The organism is Pseudomonas fluorescens (genome assembly GCF_902497995.1).
In the GTDB taxonomy this organism is placed as follows: domain Bacteria; phylum Pseudomonadota; class Gammaproteobacteria; order Pseudomonadales; family Pseudomonadaceae; genus Aquipseudomonas; species Aquipseudomonas fluorescens_BK.
Genome location: NZ_CABVII010000011.1, coordinates 1 through 19,030, shown reverse-complemented (window position 1 = coordinate 19,030; position 19,030 = coordinate 1). Strand labels below are relative to the sequence as shown.

Genomic DNA, 19,030 nt, shown 5'->3' with positions numbered 1-19,030 from the left:
ATCCGTGATCTGTTCACGACTCTATTTTTTGTATTTATTCTCGAAAGAGATATTTATGAAGCGCTTCATTTTTATTAGGATATTTGACCGCTGTCAAGCGTCTGCACGGTCACTTCCCCCGCAAGGAGCGCCAGTAGCTCCTACGAAACGCAGTCATGAGCATCTTCACCAATCATATTGAGGATGTGGAAAACACCGGCGCACTAAGCCTCTGAGGCACTGGCTCCTTTGGCAGATGCACGGAATACGGGCGCAGTGCCCACGCCTGGAAGTCGATGCTCAAGTGAGATGAATGCGTGATGCATATACTAGGTATTGATTAGCCGCGCGGGCTTCGCTCACGGGTCAGGCAGAGTGAATGCCTTCCGCAGAATGCTGCTCCCATGGTGGGCATGGTGACCAAGCCTCCACGAGCTTATCGATGAAGAGTCGAATTTTTGGAGATAGGTGCCGCTTGCTAGGGTAGATCACCCGAATAGGCTCTGCGGCCTCTGCATACCCAGCGAGCAATTGAACAAGCTTGCCGCTCCTCAAATCGTCGTTCACCACGTAGGAAGGAAGAGTCGCGATGCCCAGGCCAGCGACAGCTGACTGGTGTAATGACTCAGCACTGTCCATCTGTAGCCTTCCACCATGAGTAACGGGCACGGAGCTCCCATTCACTCGAAAATTCCAAGGAAGCAATCTCCCACCGCTCACGAAATGCAGGCACTGGTGCTCGGATAAATCCTCAGGCGTTTTAGGCTCGGCATGCTCAGCCAGATACTTGGGTGAAGCGCAGGTAATCATTTGTTGGTAGGCCACGGTACGCGTGAGCAACCGAGAGTCTTCCTTAGGTGGCCCGATGCGCATGGCCAAATCAAATCCCTCATCGATCAGATCGACCAGCCTGTCAGAAAAGGTGATATCCACGCTCAGGGAGGGCCAATCCTTAAGACAGCACTCAATGTGCTGAAGGACATGAAGTCTGCCCAACGCAACCGGCAGGCTCATCCGCAGCCGGCCACTGGGTGTCGAACGACGAAACGCAAGGGCATCCTCCACGTCGTCCAGATCCTGAAGAACGCCCACACAGCGCTCATAAAGAACCTGGCCGTCATCCGTCATGCTCAAACTACGCGTGGTGCGATTTAGTAGACGTACCTGTAAACGAGCCTCGAGCCTGACTACCGACTTCCCCACCGCCGAGCGAGTAAGGCCAAGTTGCTTTGCAGCCGCAGTGAAGCTTCCAGCGTTTACCGAGCTTACAAACGCTGCGATATCGTTCAGGTTATGGAGTTCCATGGGGGCCTCAGGAGTCTCAACGTTCGGGCGGTTTGGCACCTGTTATGGGGAACCATATTCCCCAATACTAAGCATAGTATCTCAATTAGCTAATCCATTGCCCAACGATCAATTGAGGTCATTATGAACACTAAAGTACAAGCAGCCGTCCAAACCTGGGCCAACAGCCTTAGCGATCTGGTACCCGTTCTTAAGGGAATTGATACCACCACAAAAATGAGCGACATCCGCGACTCCTACGCAAAAATGCTCGCGCAAAATCCAGCGCCTGCTGGCGTCAAATTCGAAGCGGTCGATATGGGCGGCGTACCGGGCACACTGGTCACTCCCGACGAGATCAAAACCGACGCAGTCGTGATGTACATACACGGCGGGGCGTACATTGTTGGCCGTCCAGACGGCTACCACGGCATCGGCGGTAACTACGCAAAAATGCTCGGCGCTCGTGTGTACATGCCGGACTACCGCCTTGCCCCTGAGCATAAGTTCCCAGCTTCCATTGACGACACATTGCGCGCCTACGAGTGGTTGCTTGAGCAGAAAATCCCAGCTAACAAGATTGCATTCTCTGGCGAGTCAGCTGGCGGCGCGATGGTTGTCAGCGTGATGGTTGCGGCAAAATCCAAAGGACTTCCATTGCCTGCGGTTGGCTCCTCCATTTCGCCATGGGCAAACCTTGAACACACCGGTGCTTCCATGAGCAATCGTGAAGGTCTGGATCCTCTGAACTCCAAGCCTGTGCTGGATATCCTGGCCAGAGCGTTCTTGGGCGACACATTGGCCAATCATCCTCTGGCCTCTCCTGTGTTCGCGGACGTCACTGGTCTTCCGCCAATTTTGGTGCAGATCGGCGAGAACGAGTTGATGTTGAGTGACGCGATGCGTCTTGCAACTCACTTGGCTGATAACCGCGTTCGCGTCAACCTGGAAGTATGGCCTGCGATGTTCCACGCCTGGCACTTCTACGCCAACATGCTGCCAGAAGGTCAGCAGGCGATGGAAAACTCAGTACGCTTCATTGAGATGGGTCTGGCCGACGCCAACCGCTGAGTCGAAACTCAAACTGCAGGAGTTTTCCAGCTCCCGCAGCTGTGACGCTTATTGATCAAATAGCCAGACCGATGCAGGCGCAAATTCACAGTGAGAATATCTGACCTACCTTAATCAGTTTCAGATAGCAGAAAGGGCCCCTAGGGGCCCTTTTGTACTCAAACCAACCTCACTTGGCGAGCCAGGACTCCACCGTGTCAGAACCGAATTTCGCTTTCCATTCTTTCAGAGTCTTGTGGTTGCCGCCTTTGGTTTCGACGACTTCACGAGACTCTGCGTTTTTATAGATATTCAACTGGCGCAGCTTGCGAGTGCTAGATTTTACGTCAACAGTCGGTGCATGACGGGACGTTTGTGGATCAAGGAGGCTGACCACATTCTCAGGCTACAGCCATATTCGGCAAGCAAGGCACGGTGCTTCTTTTCGAAATCAATTTCCTGTTGGAGGCTACCGTTCATTGCTTCAAGCTCAATAAGCTGTTCGGCTAAGCGCCTTGAAGCTGGCAAAATTCGGGGAGTTTGGACATAGGAAATCTCTTTTTTTTAGTGCCTAAAAATATATTATAAATAGGATTACGCAAATATTAGCAATCGAATTTTCGCCAGACTGTTTCCCGCAACTATAGAGTCGTCCGCGCCCCCTCTCAGTCGGTGCTGAAATTTGTTTTAGGCTCAAAATAAAAGCATTCACTTTTATGAGCCCTCAGATTCACGCTTCCATAAAACGAAGAAATTGCTAGATCTGCCTAATATAAAATCATCACCACTGTCACTTGTAAATGTAAAAACCTCTCTTGCTTCCGGCAACCACTGAAGCACAGCTAACTGCTTGCCACTGCTTTTATCCCACAGTCTAATCGTCCCATCCCGACTTGATGTTACGATTGTTTTTTCATCATCCATCCAGTCGACATCAGTTATATCCCATGCATGTCCTTTTAGCATTATCCCTGCATCAATTTTCAAATTAAATCCTGAAGCGTCAGCACAGTAAGTTTTACCATTAAAAACCCCCCAACACATTCTATTCTCGTTAAAAAACCATTCGTTGGTTCTCTGCCGCAACTGACCACCCGCCATTGGAGGGCCGTACTTCAAAGAAATGTTACAACCTGAATAAACAAATTTAGAAACTGAACTTTCGGACTTGCACTTTAACCTCTCAAGGTAAGCCTTGTTCTTTTTTGTCACAACCTGAGGTGTGTTTACACCATCGTTATCACCTTGAAATTTAAATTCAATTAATGCCCCTGAATTAGCGTTAACAACAGCCCAATCATCACCTAATCTCCACTGATAAAACCAATCCCCGTCATCAATTGCATATACCCCTGCACAATAATCCGAATTTATATCTTTTTTCTTTTTTAACGTTGAGAGATCATAAACTTCTACATCTTTGACATACAGCTCGCTTGATCTCTTGCACGCGATCAGCTCCATACGAGGGAAAGATACCGCGACATTGTGCCAACCAAACCCAGCCCCAGAAACTCTCCTAACCTCCTTAAATTCTCTAAATTTAAGTGAGTAATTGTTATGAACGCTATCCGCATCACCTCCGACCTGCAGTTTCTCATTAGAGATTACATAGCCTGGACGGGAAATACGTAAATTATAGTTACCTGGTAAAAGCTCCATCCCTGCGTCATATAGCTTCTCCCCCACCACTTCTATCTTTGCATCCTTTGGATCTACATCAATGAAGACTTTTTTAGCCAAAGCAGGAGCAGGAGCAGGAGCAGGAGCAGGCGCAGGCGCAGGCGCTTCTGATGGAGCTGCAGGAGGAGTATCGATAGGCTTCTCAACCTCTCCTTGCGTCTTTTTACCCGCTGAAAAAAACTCCGCCACGGAGGGAAATGTAAAGTAAATACTAACCACTAATGCAGCATTAACTATTAATACTACCGCATACTTAATTTTAAACCTAGCGACAGTTTTTTCAAAAAGTGATTGCTTCACCTCAGGCACAGCATCGGCCAATTCGGTAGGAGCACCAACATTTACATCTACTTTCGAGCCGTCGTCATTAGCTTCACTGGGATCGCTTACTTCAAGATCCAGAGCACCTCCAGCATGTGCGGAGGCTATGTCGTTAAAATCATTTCCTTTTGAATGCTCAGAATTAGCTACCCAGCACGGATTTCTAAATATATTCAATCTATGAATAAGGCCATGTTTTTGATCTGGAGTGTGTAGTTCTGGCAGCACACCATCATCCGGATGCTCAATTTCTATATTAAACCTAACAACCTCATAAATATCCTCAAAAGTTAAAAACTCACCCTTATTAGTATCCCCACGAGTCAGCGCACTTAAAAGCGCATTTGAAAACATGGTTCCATCTGGTAAGTATTTTGCCGCATCCCCTTTAGCCGCTGCACAAATAATTGCTGTACCACCGGCCACTGTGTTAGGCGTATCCCATCGTATTTCAGACAATTTCTCTTTGACAACACTTTGTTCCGCGCCCTGAAAGGCAGAAATGGCAGCCGCAGAGAAACAAGAGTCCAAAAAGATAAAGCGCCTTAACTCCCTCGCGTTCTTTCGCAGCAAGCTAGCAACCACTTTTGCGAGTAAACTCGACTGGTACAATGATGACCGTCTCGTATCTCTGATTGTTAAAAAATACTCCTGACCGGAATCACTAACCCCTCCATGACCTATGTAGAAAATAAAAAGATTTTTTATTGATGGCTGCGATGATATTGAAGCCAACAAAAACTCTTCAATCTTCTCATATTGATCGCTTGCTGACCAGATTGAGTCAAATAGATCCAAAACCATACTTTCATCTACAAGCGATTTCATCAATTCAACTTTCAAGCGATAGTGCGCGCTTTTGAAAGAGCTTCCTCCATCATTAAGGTGCGGTGCTTTTGGATAAGAACTCGCACCTAAAAATATTGCAGCATCAACCTTTAAATTTTTCATTTTCTGACATAAACGCATAAATTATCTGCTGTATGTCACTAGCTCTAACATTTTTCACGTCGAGAGTTCGATCTCCCATCGTCAATATTATTGAAGCCTCATTATTTTTTCTTATCCAATTCCCGATACCTTTGGCTATAGCAGTAATTGATGCTGAACCTAAGATTATTGCAAGAGTGGCACCCATATCCATGGTGTTACCACTCTCTCTTTGAATATGTGGATTAACACCAGCAACCTCATCCTCTAAAAATCGCATTAAGCTTTCAGCAAGTAAGTTTTTTCCCAATAACTCATCGCCAATAAAATTAACCTTTAAGGTTGTGCTGTTCATATGACCTCCCGACAAACGCCTGTAAGCCGCAAGCATTAGAATAGATAAAATCCATTGGCTGCCTTTAATCGACAAACTTAATAACGCTTGTTCATTTGACTCATGAGCAACCTACCTATTTTTACAGCAATGCCATTTCGTCCTTGAATCAGAGACTAGCTCACTTATTTAAGGTCTGCTTTTTCGCTGTGTAGTTTGATGCGGTGGCGGCGAACACTCTCAGGATGAGAAAGGCGGAGGCACGCTCACTGGCTTGGTTGGTAGCAGTTGTCCCAAGCTCATCCACCCTCGTTATAAAGCTCTGGCTCATCATCTCCCTTCGCATACCCCAATCCGGATCGATCGGCACACTCGCCAAGCGCATGGTGCCTCGGCCCCATCGACCATTGATGGCATCCAAAACGCTCATCACTTTCTCCGTTGCGAGTGGCTGCGAGATGGAGAAAAGGTCTTCGGTGTACTCGCCTTTTTGGCAAAGGCTAATAAGGAGCACCTCTGCTTTGCTGTACTTGAATCCAGGACGGTAGATCCGATCCACTGCTTCCACCGCAGCTTTTGTCATCAACCGTACGTCATCCGTTGGATAGGGCAATTCTACCAACACACCATTGGCGTACTTGGCCTCCTCCGGATTGAACATGCCGGTACGGATACTCACCCTGATTTTCTTACAAAGGGACTGCTGGGCTCGGAGCTTCTCCGTGGCTCGCATCATGTAAGTGGCCACGGCCTCCTTGATTGGTGCCATCTCTGCGAGACGCTTTCCGAACATCCGGCTGCAGCAAACCTCTTGCTTGGGTGGATCAGGTTCATCGAGCTCAAGGCACGGAGTACCGGCTAACTCACGCGCTGTTTTCTCGATCACCACACTGAATTTTTTGCGAAGCATCCAGGGTTCGGTTTTGGAAAGATCCCATGCTGTCTTGATGCCCATGCCTTCGAGGTGAAGAGTCATCTTTCGTCCTACACCCCACACGTCTGACACCGAGCATTTCTTCAGCACCCAATCGCGCTTGATTTGATCTCGAAGATCGACCACTCCACCACTCTGTGCCTGCCATTTCTTCGCTGCGTGATTAGCGAGCTTACTCAAGGTTTTCGTGGCGCCGATACCTACACCGACTGGGATGCCAGTGCTCCGATAAACCTGGGCACGGATCCGCCGTCCAAGCGCTTCAAGATCACCAGGCACCCCAGCCAAATCAGCGAAGGCTTCATCAATGCTGTAGACCTCAACCGCAGGCACGAGGGACTCGATCACGCTCATCACGCGCTGGCTCATGTCGCCATACAACGCATAGTTCGACGAGAACGCGACGATGCCGTGCTGCTTGAGTTTGTGCTTGATCTGAAAATACGGCTCACCCATTTTCACGAATGGCTTGGCGTCGTAGCTCCGGGCAATCACACACCCGTCGTTGTTGCTGAGCACGACGATTGGGGTGTTGCGCAAATCGGGTCTGAATACACGTTCGCAGGATGCGTAGAAGCTGTTGCAGTCGATTAGGGCGAAGGCCGGCTCAGGCTTTTTCATGGCTGCGCACGCTGTACATCACGACGCCCCAGACCAACAGCTCTTCTCCATCCATCATGTACCGCGAAGGGTATTTCGGGTTCTCAGACTTCAGAATGATCTGCCCGCACTCCTTGACCAGCCGCTTACAGACAGGCTCGGCATCCACGGCGGCAATGACGATATGGCCGGACTCCGCTTCCATGGATCTGTCGACAACGGCCAGATCACCAGGAAAAATACCGGCACCAATCATGCTGTCGCCTTCGATGCGCACGAGATACATGTGAGGAGCGCGAAGATCCAGGAGCTCGTCCAATGAGACCTTTTGTTCAAGGTGATCCGCCGCTGGCGACGGAAAGCCTGCAGGAACACGGTAGGAATAAAACGGAAGCTGAACGCCGCTGCTGGATAGCGGCCCAAGGATGGTGACCATAATACAAATCGCCGAATACTGTATGTTCGTACAGTAAACCGCTGAAATGGGTTTGCGGTCAAATCAAGAGTCAAGGCAGTCGACAAGGGGTAGAGATCTGCGGGTGTTTTGTTCAGCTCGAAGGCGTTGCGGTTTTCATGGAGATGCTGTCTCTCAGCTGCCTTCGTATCCCGGATTGGATGATCTTCTGATCAATCTGAGCAAAGTGGTACGGTCGATGTACCAGCCGACATCCGCTGATGCAGTCGCTTCTTCGCGTAAGCGGCTAGCCGTGCGAGTTGGAATGTTCCAATCATGAACGGTTCTATTAGCCGCCTTGAAATGGGGTGCTTGCTTAAGGGTAAACTTGGGTATCGCGGTTGAGGGGACAAGACCATGCAAACTCACGAAGGATTTCAATTGGAGCAGGCTTTGGCTGAGGCACTGAGTAGGAAACAGTGCGAGCAATGGCTGGCAGAGAACAGCGAAGCCGTTAATGCCTACAACGAACATGTGAAAGCTCACGGAGTGTTCAGCGACAACATACGGAGTTGGTGAGTGCAGAGACGAAGGAGAGATGCTGCTGGAGGCTAAGAGATAAACCCCCCCGATATTCAATATCGGTCGGCTGCAGGCCTCGTAAACCGGGCCGCACACCAAATTCCGGTGGTTGCTTCGCCCAGAAAGCGCTCACCAAATTCCGGTCGGCGTACAAAGAATTCCGGTGCCCTGTGTCGATATCTTGAGAGATAAAACCCCCGATATTCGATCCGGTCGGCTGCAGACCACGCGAACTGGGCCGCTCACCAAATTCCGGTGGTTGCTTCGGCCATGAAGCGCACGCCACATTCTGGTGGGCGTACACGGATTGTGGAAGGCAACGGACTCTTCATGGCGGATCACTACAGAGCAGCTTCCGACATGGTCATCAAGTGGACACTGAGCGAGGCCCGGCGCTGCAATGTTGAGATCGATGAGTGGTTTCCTTCTGAAGCCGAAAGACAGCAGTTGCTTGCGATGTTGTATTTGGGAAAACCCAAGCTTTACGAGCTAGGTAGGCTGCAAAAAATGGAAGCTTGGCTAAGCTCGCAGTAGCCGATGAAGCCGGGTTGTCTAGGAAGATAACCTTCGTATTGCTTGCTGAACTAGAGCGATGGATATGCGCAAAAAATCTCAGTCATGGTTTGTCCCGCTACTAATTCTTGGCGTCGTTCTATGGGCCATGGGTAAAAAAGACACCCCTCCTGCACCAACCCAGCCAAGCCCTCAGAGCATACCAACCTCTTTAGTTTCAACTCCCTCCCCTTCTTCCCCAGCGTCGGTCTCGCCAATTGACCAGTACGTGAGCGCGGACAAGCTCAACATCAGGGATCAACCAGGCGGAAAAGTCATCTCCAAGCTGAAGCGTGGGGACAGGGTTCAGGTCTTCGAAAAGCGAAATGATTGGGTGCGTATAAGCATCGACGGCAAACCCGCAAAATGGCTTTCATCCAAAAGCCTTTGCAGCGGGTCAAACTGCTACGTCGCTTCACAACCAAAACCCTCGCCTCCACCATTACAGCCGGCCCGCAGGCAGACTCCCGAGTACGGATCCTCCTGTCCTTGTTCTTCTGGAAATATTTGTATCGGGCCGAGAGGCGGTCGGTACTGCATCACTTCCGGTGGAAACAAGCGCTACGGCGTCTGAATCGATCAGTTGTGTATGGAGTCATCTATAAACCAATGGGATCGTGCGATGTAGCTTGAAAAGGATGTGGTACGCGAGATTTTGCTAGCCATTGAGGCGGATACCGGAAGCCCTGAGGAGTCGATCTAACTAGAGCTTGAGGGCTGGACACATCAAGAGACCGCTTACCATGTGATACTGCTGCACGAAGCAGGCTAGCCCATAGGCCAAGACGAGTCAGTCTGGCTGACGTATTTCCGGTTTGGAGGCCAAAACGATTAACACAGCCATCAGATGGGGTTGATCGAGACGACGTCGAAATATCTGAATTTTTTCTTCTTGGCTGCATTTTTCGCTTCTTGCTCAGCCACAAGTGTGCTCAGTGTATTGGCATCATAAGTGAAGATCTCTCCCTCCCCCTCGAACTCCCGGGTCACATGCAGCGTAACCCTCAGCTTAGGAGACGTTGGCCTGCTGGACGCTTTCTTGGGGGCCGACGGGCTAGCCAAAGGTGGCTGCACAATGGCCTTTGGCTCGGTGATAGGTTGAGCAGGATCTGATGCACCGAACAGGGCACGGCGCATCTCTTCTTCCGTAAGTGTGTTACTCATGTGGGAATCTCAAGAAACGGTACAGATATATTCTAAGGCTATACAGGGTCTGAGGCACCGCTCTTCAGTGAGGTCAGTACAGACTGGAGGGCCAACAGAAACGTCGCTACAAGCTGGTTGTATTGTACCTCGCGAGCTCATAAATGTTTCTGCTGACGAAACCTTCAGTATCACTCTCCCTCCTGCCGAGATTCTCGACGAAACCGCATCCCTCATGAATAGAGACGGGTGGGCAGAGGTCTTTGCTTCTCTGATCGACATTTTGTCGCTGGTTAAAATCAATCTGTCCCGGTTCTTTATTACACCGTTCTGCGTTCCCTCTCAATGCTGCCGGCTTGCGATTCGCGTTACCCGTGGGAAAAGATCGCAGCCTGCGGCAACTCCTGCAAAGGACTGATGTACATCCGGAAATTCACGGATGTACAGGGTCGGTGTATGAGCTGCCGCAGGCTGCACCCTTTGATCTTCTAGCTTTGTTACACCCGCAATGTACGCGTCATGCGTAGCGCCAACAGGCTACCCGCGATAATCACCCCAGCCAGCAGGTACAACGCGACATCGGTAGAGCCGGTGCTGTCCTTGACCCAGCCGATCAGGTACGGGCTGAGAAAGCCGGCCATCTGGCCCATGGAGTTGATCAGCGCCAGGCCACCGGCGGCCGCACCAGCGCTTAGCATTGCCGTAGGCACCGGCCAGAACATTGGCAGACCGGTGAGGGCACCCATGGTGGCAATGGTCAGCCCAAGGATGGCGATGGCCGGATAGGCGGCAAAATTGACCGCAATCAGCAGGCCGACCGCGCCCATCAGCATCGGAACCACCAAATGCCAGCGACGCTCTTTGCATAGGTCGGCGGAGCGGCCGACCATCAACATGAACAGTGCGGCCAGCAGATAGGGAATCGCACTGATCCAGCCGATTACCAGGTTGTCGCTGAAGCCCAGGTTCTTGATGATCGACGGCAGCCAGAAGTTGATCGCGTAGACGCCACTCTGGATGCAGAAGTAAATCAGCCCAAACGCCCAGATCGTCGGGTTCTTGAACACTGCCAACAGCGAATCGGTCGTGGTTTTCGGCTTGTGGGACAGGTCTTCTGCGTGATCGGTTTCAAGCACCGAGCGCTCGTAAGGGCTCAGCCACTTGGCGTTGGCATAACTGTCGCTGAGCAGGAAAAACGCCAGCGCGCCGAGAATCACCGTCGGGATGCCTTGCAGCAGGAACATCCACTGCCAGCCGGCCAGGCCGCCCTGGCCCGCAGCGAAATGGGTGAGAATCCAGCCGGAGAACGGGCCACCGAGCAGGCCTGAAACCGGGATCGCCGACATGAACAACGCCATGATGCGGCCACGACGGAAGGTCGGGAACCACTGCGAGAGGTACAGCACCACACCGGGGAAGAACCCGGCTTCAGCCGCACCGGTGAACAGGCGCAAGGTGTAGAACTCGATTGGGGTGGTGACGAACAGCAGGCAGGTCGAGAGGATGCCCCAGGTGATCATCATCAGCGCAATCCAGCGCCGGGGGCCGAACCGGGTCAACGCCAGGTTGCTCGGTACGCCACACAGCACGTAACCGATAAAAAAGATCCCGGCCCCGAGGCCGTACACGGTTTCGCTGAACTTCAGGGCATCGAGCATCTGCAGCTTGGCAAATCCAACGTTGACCCGGTCGAGGTAGTTGAACAAGTAGCAGATGAAAATGAAGGGAATCAGGCGCAGGGTAATACGCTTGTAGACGGCATTTTTATCGTCAGCTGTGGCCAGGGTGGCGGGGGCGCTCTGTGACATGACGGCTCTCTCTTTATTATGATTTTTTGCGATACGAGGGTAACGTTGACCGCACCCAGAGTCTCGGTCACCCCAGGGTTCCTGTCTTTGTGCCTGCGCACAGGGTTTGGATGCTCGGCCTGTGCCGCTGAACACCCCACAAGCAACTGCCTTCAAGGATCTCGCCGCTATGTTCGAACTGGATCATGACCTGGCGCAGGACATCGTCGACCGCGCAATGGCCATCCTGCCCTACAACGTCAATGTCATGGACAGCCAGGGCCTGATCCTCGGTAGTGGCGAGCCGGAGCGGGTCAACACCCGTCACGAAGGTGCACAGCTTGTTCTTGCGAATGGTCGCGTGGTGGAAATCGATACGCAGACCGCCAAACACCTAAAAGGCGTGCAGCCTGGGATCAATCTGCCCCTGTTCCTCGACCAGCGACTGATCGGGGTGCTGGGCATCACCGGTGAACCGGAGCAACTGCGAACCTACGCCGAGCTGGTACGCATGACTGCCGAAATGCTGTTGGGCCAGCGTAACCAGCAGGACGAACAGCAATGGCGGCGCCAGCGTTGCGATGCCCTGCTGGCCCTGTTGCTCAGCGAGGCCGGTGATTCGCCGCGTTTGATTGACGAAGCTCAGCAATTGGGACTCAAGCCTCAACTGCCGCGCATTCCTTATCTATTCGAACTGGGGGTGGAGCATGGCCCCGGGCAGTCGGTTGAAGCCTTGAGTGCCTGGTTGGTTTCACGTTATCCGGACAGCTGGTGCATGAGTTCGGCCAGGTCGTCATTGCTGTGGTGTCGTGCGACGACCCAGTCGATAGAAAATGAACGACTGCTGGAAAAACTCGACGGTCAGGGCTGGAGTATTCTGCGGATTGCCGTGGGCGGTCAGGCGGAAGGTCTGCAGGGGTTGCGGCGCTGTTACCGGCGAGTCACCGACTTGCTGGCCTACGGCCGTGATGTCTTGCCGCAGAATCGTTTGCTGATCCTGAACCGTTATCGCCTGCCGGTGATGCTCTGGCGTCATCGAAACGATGATGCTATCGATGAATTGCTCAACCCGTTGCGCAAGGTCATCGCCAAGGAAAACAACGGCCAGTTGATCGCGACCCTGCGCAGCTGGTGTGAACACGACGGCCAGAGCCAGGCCTGTGCCGAGGCATTGGGAATACACCGCAACAGTCTGCGCTACCGGATGGAGCGCATTGCCGAACTGAGCGGAGTCGATCCGTTGCGGCTCGATGGAATGCTGGCGCTGTTCCTGGGTGTGCAGCTGTTGCCGCAGACTGACGCTCCCTCGTAGGAAGTAACATCGTGAAGATCAAAAGATCGTCCGAACGCGGCCCGAGCCTTCGCAAGTTCCTACGCCGACCGAGTACAACCGTGAAATTCCACATACACGTGATCCCGTAGAGCTGCCGCAGGCTTTGATCTTTGATCTTTGATCTTTGCGTTTGTGACAATGAGTCACACTCGATCATTGAAATGGCCGAGGCCAGTGGATTGCAATTGGTTGCGGTCGGCCAGCGCGATGCCTGTACCAGTAGCACCTATGGTACCGGCCATTTGATTGGCGAGGCCCTCGACGCGGGTGCGCAACAAATTAGGAGGACAGCATCCCTTTGGCGTCGGGGTCAGGAAGGTGTGTTGGCCGAACGCATGCACTGGTTTGACATCATGAAATCGACTCACGGGATATGCGATCTGGCTATCGAATGGGCCAACTCCAACGCCTCAGCATTGGCGATAAGACTGGGATTCATTCCCTATGAGAATGGTCGGGACTGGGTGGGTTCAATTGAAGCTACTCAAAAAACCATCAGAACGAGCATACAAAATAGTGTCTCGATACCGCAGCCTATCCCGCAGATTTCATCAGTTCAGAATGAATCCTACACAGTCAGGGGTCTAAACGTGCATTGCAGCTGCTGCCATATCAATCATGAGTGGCGCCCTTGATATGATGCCTGATCATCACGAAGTGACCTGTTGACTATAGTGCCTTGAGGGTGTCGAGTTGATGCCGCCCTGGTTTGTAACTTGGGGCGAGCGAGGTCGATGGGCAAATCAGCCCTCTCAGAGTTCACGGCATTTGCTAGTGGGTGAAGCAAACTCAGCGGTATCGCATTGGCTGTCTACCTTTAAGTGCCTGGGAGCGAGAACAGCTCAAACTTTTGCTCGCGGCCCTATAAGCCTGGACGCAAAAGCACGTTACCATTGCCGACTCAAAGCAATGGAGACCACACGTGAAAAAGCCACCTATGAAAATCAGGATCGAAGAATGGGATGGTGACGGTGCGATTCGAATTCCCGATGAGGCGCTGCAGGAACTGGAACTCGATGTTGGCGACTCGCTGTATTTGATCGAGGAGTTTTTCGGCAATACGCGCTGCCTTGTCCTATCGAAAAAGCCTCAAATCGCTGATCGAATAGACGAGCTCACTGAAGCCTGGAGTAGTGGACAGCCTGGTAACGCCGAGGTGAAATAAAGCAGTGACTCGACGAGCCGGGTCTTAGACCCGAACACGCGATAGCAACAACCCATCTCAGAAGCCGCCTTGGAACGAAGCACGAGAGAAACCTTAGCCAGCCTTTCTTCTTAGTAAACGCTATCGACGAGCATTTACTCCTTCGGCGAAAAAACTGCGTTCATGTCATCAATGCTCACGATGACCTTCGGTTTGCGAATCATGCCCTTCAGTCGCTCAACGGAATACACTGCTGCCACCATGGCGAACTGGCCACTCTCCAGATTGACGAATTCGACCTCATCTCCTGGTTGCAGGCCTAGAGCAGCCCTTACCTGGACAGGGATGGTGATTTGGCCTTTAGAATTCACAGTGGCAGTAGCCATGAGGGATACCTTCGCGATTGGGCACTTAAATGATAGCCGAGCGGTGCGGTAGGCCACATAACGTGAAAACGTGAGGTCGAGCCGAGCTTAAGCCCGAAGGAACGATAGCCACTGAAGCTAGTTCCGAAGCCCAACAAATCGCCTAGCCTCTACGCCTGAACAAAAGCAGCATGCCTCTTACAACTCAGTCAGAACGTGGCTGTATACACGTGTCGATGTATCTTGGACAGATCAAAGTTAGGACATCCTTGCCATGAGCATTGAAGCAAAGCTCCTTCACCTTCAAGCAATCCATAACTTGCTCGCGCCATACCACTATCTGTATTGCGTAGACCTTGAGGCAACCTGCGATGAGGTGGACGAGTCGGAGTCAACAAGACCGCTAATAGTCACCCCCGAACAGATGGAAACGATAGAGATTGGCCTGGTAGTTGTCGACCTGGAATCGCTTGAGATCGTCGATGAATTCCAGCGTTTCGTCCGACCTCAAATCCACCCTACCCTGACCGACTTCTGCATAAAACTTACCTCCATTCAACAAGCCGACGTGGACGGTGCCCGTACCTATCAAAGGGTTGGCGAAGAGCTACGGATATTTGTTGCGCGGTATCCAAACGCTGCCTGGGCGTCATGGGGTGACTACGATGCGAGACAGCTTGAGCGCGATGCTGGCTTTGCTGCCTGCCCTTCCCTTCTCGAAGGCGTGCCACATTTCAATGCCAGGAAATGGCATGCCGGCCTATACGACATCCAACAGAAGGGTCTTAAGCAAACGGTAGAGGCCATGGGCCTAGTTTGGCAGGGTACATATCACCGAGGAATCGACGATGCCAAGAACGTTGCATCTATCATCAAGGAGATGCTCGGCTGATTATGTGAGCCGGGCCCATTGGCCCGAAGGAGCGATCTCTCCATTCACTGCACACCACCGCTTAGCCGGGCAAGCGATGACTCGAGCGCAGAATGATTTGAACACAACCTCTCCTCTCCCCGCCCTCGAGGTCTGCCAGGTGCTGACGGACATCGCGCTCGGCAAACGCTTCATGATGCGAAGCTCGATTCAATCATGGAATGAGATTTACTACGGCCTCATGCCTGTGGAGATTGATGGCTGGCAGCTCACACTCTTCAATGACTGTGACACCCTGGATTACTGCGAGTACTGCAGGTCGCCTGATGGCCGAGTCGGTACACTTGAACTCTGACAGCGCGACGGCGCCGATCCCATCGAGCTATTGAGCGCCTGGGAGCGAGAACAGCTCGAAAGATTGCTCACTGCCCTCTGAACCTCCATGCAAAAAAAGGCAGGTGAGGGTTTGGTCACTTCAGTTATCTCGAAAACTGCATCCAAGACCGTAGCTATGACATCATTTTCATCACAGGCGGTTGCCGCCAAGGCTTGGTAGGCTTACCAGGATTTTTAACCTGCAATCCGGGCAACTGCCAATCTGCGATGTGACCACAAATATAAACGGCCCTGCCCTCACCAACTGCTCAATGTACCAATCGAATAGTTAGTGCTTGGCTTCCGAATAGGATAAACAAATTGCTGAATCGTCCCGACAAAGACGCGCTCCGTGCAATGCTGGAATCGCAAGTTCAAGAGAAGCTGCAACACGACCCAGACGCGGTAACGACTTATGCAGCCCAGCCTGTACCTGACCGAAAACCGTACACCAGCAAACCCACGGTTCAAGACAAGGCATTTCACAAAGAGCTCGAGCAGATGCGTGCTGATGCTGAAGCTGGAGTCATACATACGCCTAAGCGCGAACCGGAGGACGGAGGCGCTCCTAGCCTTAAGCTTGATGATTATCCTGATCTGTAAACGTGCCACTGAGAATCTAAAGACGGGAACGGCTTGCCTGCTCATAGCAACGGAGACCACACGTGAAAAAGCCACCTATGAAAATCATCATCGAAGAATGGGATGGTGACGGTGCGATTCGAATTCCTGATGAGGCGTTGCAGGAACTGGAACTCGATGTCGGCGACGCCGTGTATCTGATTGAAGAATTTATCGGCAACACGCGCTGCCTAGTCCTATCAAAAACGCCTCAGATTGCGGATCGAATAGACGAGCTCACCGAGGCCTGGGATAGCGGACAGCTTGGCAACGCCTAGAAAAAATAGGTCGCCGTGATGCGCTTCCGTGACTCGACCAGGGTATGAGAAGACTTGGGGTCGAGCCGGGCTTAAGCCCGAAGGAGCGATAGCAAAATATCTTAAGCTCCGCAGCCCAACATCTCGTCTATCGAATCTCACATGAACCACCCGCGCAATGTATGGCGCCTGCAGTCAGGCTGGAGCGAGAGCTGCCCCGATCAAGCGTGCGTTAGGTACGGCTCGGCGCACGTCTTCTATGGCACCCTCGATTGCGTCATCCGCAGAGGGAGCTTCACGGACAAACTCCAATGCCAGGCGATCTGGTTGTCCGATTCCGACCAATGCATCATCGCAGCCTTCTTCAGCCAAGCGTTCCACAAGCGAGTCCATATCGCTCTCGTCAGACGTAAGTTGGTATTTAAGGGTGAAGGCAAAGACCATCTGTAGTACTCCGCTTCCGCAAGATTCTGCGTGACATCGATTGTCGCACGCCACGATGGGTAGACCACCGCAGCCCTTCTTCAAGTATCGGAGCGGAAGAAAACTTAAGCCCGTGAATACGCCACGATTCGTGAAGTGTTTGATCACTGAATCGCCATTGTTTGAAGCTAGCAACGTAATTACGCTCGTGGCCGCGAATTTCCCCAACAATAGCCAGTGCGGCCTGGCAGCGAGGGTTTTATGTTTAATGTTGTATCTTCGGGCCAATGGCCTGCTGGCTACCTGATCAATCCAAACGTAGAACCTCTGGATCAAAAATGGCTCAAAGAATTCAGCAAAATCCCTGCTGCGGCTGTCAGTGATTGCCTTGGACGCAATGTCGGTGGATTAGGATTACGTTCGTTTCACGGAAATGCGCCAATGCTTGGCAGCGCCCTGACGGTAAGAGTCAGACCTGGCGATAATCTGATGATCCTAAAAGCGATGCAGATGGCACGTCCTGGCGATGTCCTCGTGATTGACGGTAGTGCAGACCTCACGCGAGCCGTCTTCGGGGGCATCATGCGAGCTATGGCGCTAAAGGCCGGGATCGTTGGCGTGGTAATCAATGGCGCTCTGCGCGATCTCGATGAGTGGCAGACCGGCGAGTTGCCAGCCTACGCTATCGGCGGGGTGCATCGAGGGCCAAGCACCGATGGTGGAGGAGAAATCAATGTCCCGATCTCCTGCGCTGGAATGCTGGTCACACCTGGTGATTTGATGATCGGCGACGGCGATGGTGTAGTTGCTGCCGCCCGTTCAGAGCTGCCTGAATTGCTTGTGCGTTGCCACGATTTGCTTGCACGCGAGCAGGCAACATTGAAGGCTATTGAAGCCGGCACACTAGACCCGAATCGCTTCGACGCTATTTTGCGGGCAAAGGGCTGTCCGCTTTAACTTCTCAGGCTCGCCGACTCATCCCCACGAGCGGTACTCAATTTACTTCTTTGTTAGCGCGATGCAATGCGCGCGAGTCTCTATCAACCCTCTAACTCATAAGCTAAAGGCGGGCAGCCTCATATGATCGATTGGGCTATGTACCTGCTGCTGGGTGCTGCAATGGGTACGCTCGGAGGGATATTCGGGATCGGTGGTGGACTCATTGCAATCCCGGCTTTGGTGTTGATGTTCGGGATGGATCAACAGCTAGCTCAGGGGACGACGCTCGTTATGGTCGTGCCCAACGTGATGCTCGCGCTGTGGCGGTACCACCAACGAACACGAATTTTACTGCGTCATGCGGCGCCATTAGCGGCAGCAGGGTTTGTCTTCGCCTGGATAGGATCGATCATTGCCGTAGGCTTGGATCCCGATGCGATGCGCATAGGTTTTGCGGTCTTCATGATGCTGCTTTCGGCCTACAGCTATTTACAGATGTACTTACCCAAACCGCCGCCAAGCAAAGAGCTGCGACATCCATGGCCATGGTTAATGGTCTTGGGATCGGGCTCCGGGATCTTGGGCGGGATTTTCGGGTTGGGAGCATCGGTATTGGCCACCCCCGTTTTATCCACCGTCTTCGGTACAACCCAAGTAGTCGCTCAGGGGTTATCGCTGGCACTGGCCGTTCCGAGTACGGGTGTAACACTGCTGACCTATGCGCTCCACGACCATGTCCAATGGCATCTTGGCCTGCCCATGGCGGTAGGTGGCCTGCTAAGTGTCAGCTGGGGAGTGAAGCTCGCCCACGCTTTACCCGAAAGGTCACTACGCACTTGGTTTTGTCTGTTTCTTATGGTGAGTGCTGCCTTGATGATCTCTAAAGCTTGAGGCGAATAGAGCAATCATACTGAGAACGCGCCACTTCGATTATTCACAATTCGTGCTGAACGCGTTCACTTTCACGCTCTTGATGCGTGATCGGGGATCAATATGCTGTAAGCATGTTGTACCCGTGATCTCGAATAAGACAGAGAAAGAATCAGCCATGAATACGCCTCGAACGCTCTACCAGAAACACATCGATAGCCACACCGTTTGCTCTCTGGATGACCAGGGCCACGTGCTT

At 52.2% G+C, this 19,030-nt stretch carries 19 protein-coding genes and 4 pseudogenes; 13 read left to right on the top strand and 10 right to left on the bottom strand.

Annotation, left to right across the window (positions count from 1 at the left end):
- Positions 1-345: 345 nt before the first annotated feature.
- Positions 346-1,284: a LysR family transcriptional regulator gene (locus F8N80_RS14345; protein ID WP_150784084.1), complete on the bottom strand. Its 939-nt coding sequence runs from the start codon at positions 1,282-1,284 to the stop codon at positions 346-348.
- 123 nt (positions 1,285-1,407) lie between these two features.
- Here F8N80_RS14345 and F8N80_RS14340 point away from each other — a divergent pair, with 123 nt between their 5' ends.
- A complete protein-coding gene (locus tag F8N80_RS14340) occupies positions 1,408-2,334 on the top strand; it encodes an alpha/beta hydrolase (RefSeq protein WP_191632926.1) in 927 nt (308 codons plus the stop codon).
- A gap of 169 nt (positions 2,335-2,503) precedes the next feature.
- On the opposite strand, the pseudogene F8N80_RS31570 reads toward F8N80_RS14340, so the two are convergent.
- The 5 genes and pseudogenes from F8N80_RS31570 to F8N80_RS14315 all read right to left on the bottom strand — a co-directional run bounded on the left by F8N80_RS31570 (position 2,504) and on the right by F8N80_RS14315 (position 7,554).
- Positions 2,504-2,861, bottom strand: a pseudogene (locus F8N80_RS31570) (histone-like nucleoid-structuring protein, MvaT/MvaU family).
- A 166-nt stretch (positions 2,862-3,027) separates the two neighbouring features.
- On the bottom strand, positions 3,028-5,268 hold the full coding sequence (locus F8N80_RS31190; protein WP_191632925.1) for a hypothetical protein: 2,241 nt from the start codon (positions 5,266-5,268) through the stop codon (positions 3,028-3,030).
- On the bottom strand, positions 5,249-5,602 hold the full coding sequence (locus F8N80_RS14325; RefSeq protein WP_150784082.1) for a hypothetical protein: 354 nt from the start codon (positions 5,600-5,602) through the stop codon (positions 5,249-5,251). The genes F8N80_RS31190 and F8N80_RS14325 overlap by 20 nt, the downstream gene beginning before the upstream one ends.
- Positions 5,603-5,762: 160 nt before the next feature.
- Positions 5,763-7,136 carry a translesion error-prone DNA polymerase V subunit UmuC gene (umuC, locus tag F8N80_RS14320; RefSeq protein ID WP_224790680.1) on the bottom strand — a complete coding sequence of 458 codons (1,374 nt, stop codon included), beginning with the start codon at positions 7,134-7,136 and terminating at the stop codon, positions 5,763-5,765.
- Positions 7,123-7,554 carry a LexA family protein gene (locus F8N80_RS14315; RefSeq protein ID WP_440131187.1) on the bottom strand — a complete coding sequence of 144 codons (432 nt, stop codon included), beginning with the start codon at positions 7,552-7,554 and terminating at the stop codon, positions 7,123-7,125. The genes umuC and F8N80_RS14315 overlap by 14 nt, the downstream gene beginning before the upstream one ends.
- A gap of 372 nt (positions 7,555-7,926) precedes the next feature.
- On the opposite strand from F8N80_RS14315, the gene F8N80_RS14310 reads away from it, so the two are divergent.
- The 3 genes from F8N80_RS14310 (at position 7,927) to F8N80_RS14300 (ending at position 9,217) form a co-directional block, all read left to right on the top strand.
- On the top strand, positions 7,927-8,088 hold the full coding sequence (locus tag F8N80_RS14310) for a type II toxin-antitoxin system CcdA family antitoxin (RefSeq protein WP_150784080.1): 162 nt from the start codon (positions 7,927-7,929) through the stop codon (positions 8,086-8,088).
- Between the two features lie 273 nt (positions 8,089-8,361).
- A complete protein-coding gene (locus tag F8N80_RS14305) occupies positions 8,362-8,625 on the top strand; it encodes a hypothetical protein (protein ID WP_150784079.1) in 264 nt (87 codons plus the stop codon).
- Between the two features lie 58 nt (positions 8,626-8,683).
- Positions 8,684-9,217 (top strand): SH3 domain-containing protein, encoded by a 534-nt coding sequence (locus F8N80_RS14300; RefSeq protein ID WP_318185860.1) that lies wholly within the window; start codon positions 8,684-8,686, stop codon positions 9,215-9,217.
- Between the two features lie 269 nt (positions 9,218-9,486).
- Here F8N80_RS14300 and F8N80_RS14295 read toward each other — a convergent pair whose 3' ends face one another.
- Positions 9,487-9,807 carry a hypothetical protein gene (locus F8N80_RS14295; protein WP_150784077.1) on the bottom strand — a complete coding sequence of 107 codons (321 nt, stop codon included), beginning with the start codon at positions 9,805-9,807 and terminating at the stop codon, positions 9,487-9,489.
- Between the two features lie 476 nt (positions 9,808-10,283).
- Positions 10,284-11,594 carry an MFS transporter gene (locus F8N80_RS14290; protein WP_150784076.1) on the bottom strand — a complete coding sequence of 437 codons (1,311 nt, stop codon included), beginning with the start codon at positions 11,592-11,594 and terminating at the stop codon, positions 10,284-10,286.
- Between the two features lie 169 nt (positions 11,595-11,763).
- Between F8N80_RS14290 and F8N80_RS14285 the strand changes: the two genes are divergently transcribed.
- The 3 genes and pseudogenes from F8N80_RS14285 (at position 11,764) to F8N80_RS14275 (ending at position 14,071) form a co-directional block, all read left to right on the top strand.
- Positions 11,764-12,885, top strand: coding sequence for a sugar diacid recognition domain-containing protein (locus F8N80_RS14285; RefSeq protein ID WP_150784075.1), 1,122 nt, complete (start codon positions 11,764-11,766; stop codon positions 12,883-12,885).
- Between the two features lie 161 nt (positions 12,886-13,046).
- Positions 13,047-13,187, top strand: a pseudogene (locus tag F8N80_RS14280) (glycerate kinase); the annotation flags it as partial.
- Between the two features lie 641 nt (positions 13,188-13,828).
- Positions 13,829-14,071 carry an AbrB/MazE/SpoVT family DNA-binding domain-containing protein gene (locus F8N80_RS14275; protein ID WP_150784074.1) on the top strand — a complete coding sequence of 81 codons (243 nt, stop codon included), beginning with the start codon at positions 13,829-13,831 and terminating at the stop codon, positions 14,069-14,071.
- A gap of 134 nt (positions 14,072-14,205) precedes the next feature.
- Here F8N80_RS14275 and F8N80_RS14270 read toward each other — a convergent pair whose 3' ends face one another.
- Positions 14,206-14,436, bottom strand: a complete 231-nt coding sequence (locus tag F8N80_RS14270) for an AbrB/MazE/SpoVT family DNA-binding domain-containing protein (protein WP_150784073.1) — start codon at positions 14,434-14,436, stop codon at positions 14,206-14,208.
- Between the two features lie 253 nt (positions 14,437-14,689).
- Here F8N80_RS14270 and F8N80_RS14265 point away from each other — a divergent pair, with 253 nt between their 5' ends.
- The 4 genes and pseudogenes from F8N80_RS14265 to F8N80_RS14250 all read left to right on the top strand — a co-directional run bounded on the left by F8N80_RS14265 (position 14,690) and on the right by F8N80_RS14250 (position 16,560).
- Entirely contained in the window at positions 14,690-15,307 is a 618-nt protein-coding gene (locus F8N80_RS14265) for a 3'-5' exonuclease (protein ID WP_150784072.1), read from the top strand.
- Positions 15,264-15,722 (top strand): annotated as a pseudogene (locus F8N80_RS31565) (DUF7693 family protein). Before F8N80_RS14265 ends, F8N80_RS31565 begins: the two are co-directional and overlap by 44 nt.
- A gap of 260 nt (positions 15,723-15,982) precedes the next feature.
- The gene (locus F8N80_RS14255) at positions 15,983-16,264 is read left to right on the top strand and encodes a hypothetical protein (protein ID WP_064676392.1); all 282 of its coding nucleotides are present in this window, start codon (positions 15,983-15,985) and stop codon (positions 16,262-16,264) included.
- Positions 16,265-16,341: 77 nt separating this feature from the next.
- Entirely contained in the window at positions 16,342-16,560 is a 219-nt protein-coding gene (locus tag F8N80_RS14250; RefSeq protein ID WP_224790679.1) for an AbrB/MazE/SpoVT family DNA-binding domain-containing protein, read from the top strand.
- Positions 16,561-16,749: 189 nt separating this feature from the next.
- Here the strand turns inward: F8N80_RS14250 and F8N80_RS32165 are convergent.
- Positions 16,750-16,983 (bottom strand): annotated as a pseudogene (locus F8N80_RS32165) (hypothetical protein); the annotation flags it as partial.
- Positions 16,984-17,223: 240 nt separating this feature from the next.
- On the opposite strand from F8N80_RS32165, the gene F8N80_RS14240 reads away from it, so the two are divergent.
- Together F8N80_RS14240 and F8N80_RS14235 are read left to right on the top strand one after the other, a co-directional pair.
- The gene (locus tag F8N80_RS14240) at positions 17,224-17,919 is read left to right on the top strand and encodes an RraA family protein (RefSeq protein ID WP_150784069.1); all 696 of its coding nucleotides are present in this window, start codon (positions 17,224-17,226) and stop codon (positions 17,917-17,919) included.
- 123 nt (positions 17,920-18,042) lie between these two features.
- A complete protein-coding gene (locus F8N80_RS14235) occupies positions 18,043-18,792 on the top strand; it encodes a sulfite exporter TauE/SafE family protein (RefSeq protein ID WP_150784068.1) in 750 nt (249 codons plus the stop codon).
- Positions 18,793-19,030: the final 238 nt, after the last annotated feature.

Excerpts from the sequence above, each read along its gene's own strand:
- F8N80_RS14345 (WP_150784084.1), bottom strand. The coding sequence starts at position 1,284 with ATGGAACTCCATAACCTGAACGATATCGCAGCGTTTGTAAGCTCGGTA.
- F8N80_RS14340 (WP_191632926.1), top strand. The coding sequence starts at position 1,408 with ATGAACACTAAAGTACAAGCAGCCGTCCAAACCTGGGCCAACAGCCTT.
- F8N80_RS31190 (WP_191632925.1), bottom strand. The coding sequence starts at position 5,268 with ATGAAAAATTTAAAGGTTGATGCTGCAATATTTTTAGGTGCGAGTTCT.
- F8N80_RS14325 (WP_150784082.1), bottom strand. The coding sequence starts at position 5,602 with ATGAACAGCACAACCTTAAAGGTTAATTTTATTGGCGATGAGTTATTG.
- umuC (WP_224790680.1), bottom strand. The coding sequence starts at position 7,136 with ATGAAAAAGCCTGAGCCGGCCTTCGCCCTAATCGACTGCAACAGCTTC.
- F8N80_RS14310 (WP_150784080.1), top strand. The coding sequence starts at position 7,927 with ATGCAAACTCACGAAGGATTTCAATTGGAGCAGGCTTTGGCTGAGGCA.
- F8N80_RS14305 (WP_150784079.1), top strand. The coding sequence starts at position 8,362 with ATGAAGCGCACGCCACATTCTGGTGGGCGTACACGGATTGTGGAAGGC.
- F8N80_RS14300 (WP_318185860.1), top strand. The coding sequence starts at position 8,684 with ATGGATATGCGCAAAAAATCTCAGTCATGGTTTGTCCCGCTACTAATT.
- F8N80_RS14295 (WP_150784077.1), bottom strand. The coding sequence starts at position 9,807 with ATGAGTAACACACTTACGGAAGAAGAGATGCGCCGTGCCCTGTTCGGT.
- F8N80_RS14290 (WP_150784076.1), bottom strand. The coding sequence starts at position 11,594 with ATGTCACAGAGCGCCCCCGCCACCCTGGCCACAGCTGACGATAAAAAT.
- F8N80_RS14285 (WP_150784075.1), top strand. The coding sequence starts at position 11,764 with ATGTTCGAACTGGATCATGACCTGGCGCAGGACATCGTCGACCGCGCA.
- F8N80_RS14270 (WP_150784073.1), bottom strand. The coding sequence starts at position 14,436 with ATGGCTACTGCCACTGTGAATTCTAAAGGCCAAATCACCATCCCTGTC.
- F8N80_RS14265 (WP_150784072.1), top strand. The coding sequence starts at position 14,690 with ATGAGCATTGAAGCAAAGCTCCTTCACCTTCAAGCAATCCATAACTTG.
- F8N80_RS14250 (WP_224790679.1), top strand. The coding sequence starts at position 16,342 with ATGAAAATCATCATCGAAGAATGGGATGGTGACGGTGCGATTCGAATT.
- F8N80_RS14240 (WP_150784069.1), top strand. The coding sequence starts at position 17,224 with ATGTTTAATGTTGTATCTTCGGGCCAATGGCCTGCTGGCTACCTGATC.
- F8N80_RS14235 (WP_150784068.1), top strand. The coding sequence starts at position 18,043 with ATGATCGATTGGGCTATGTACCTGCTGCTGGGTGCTGCAATGGGTACG.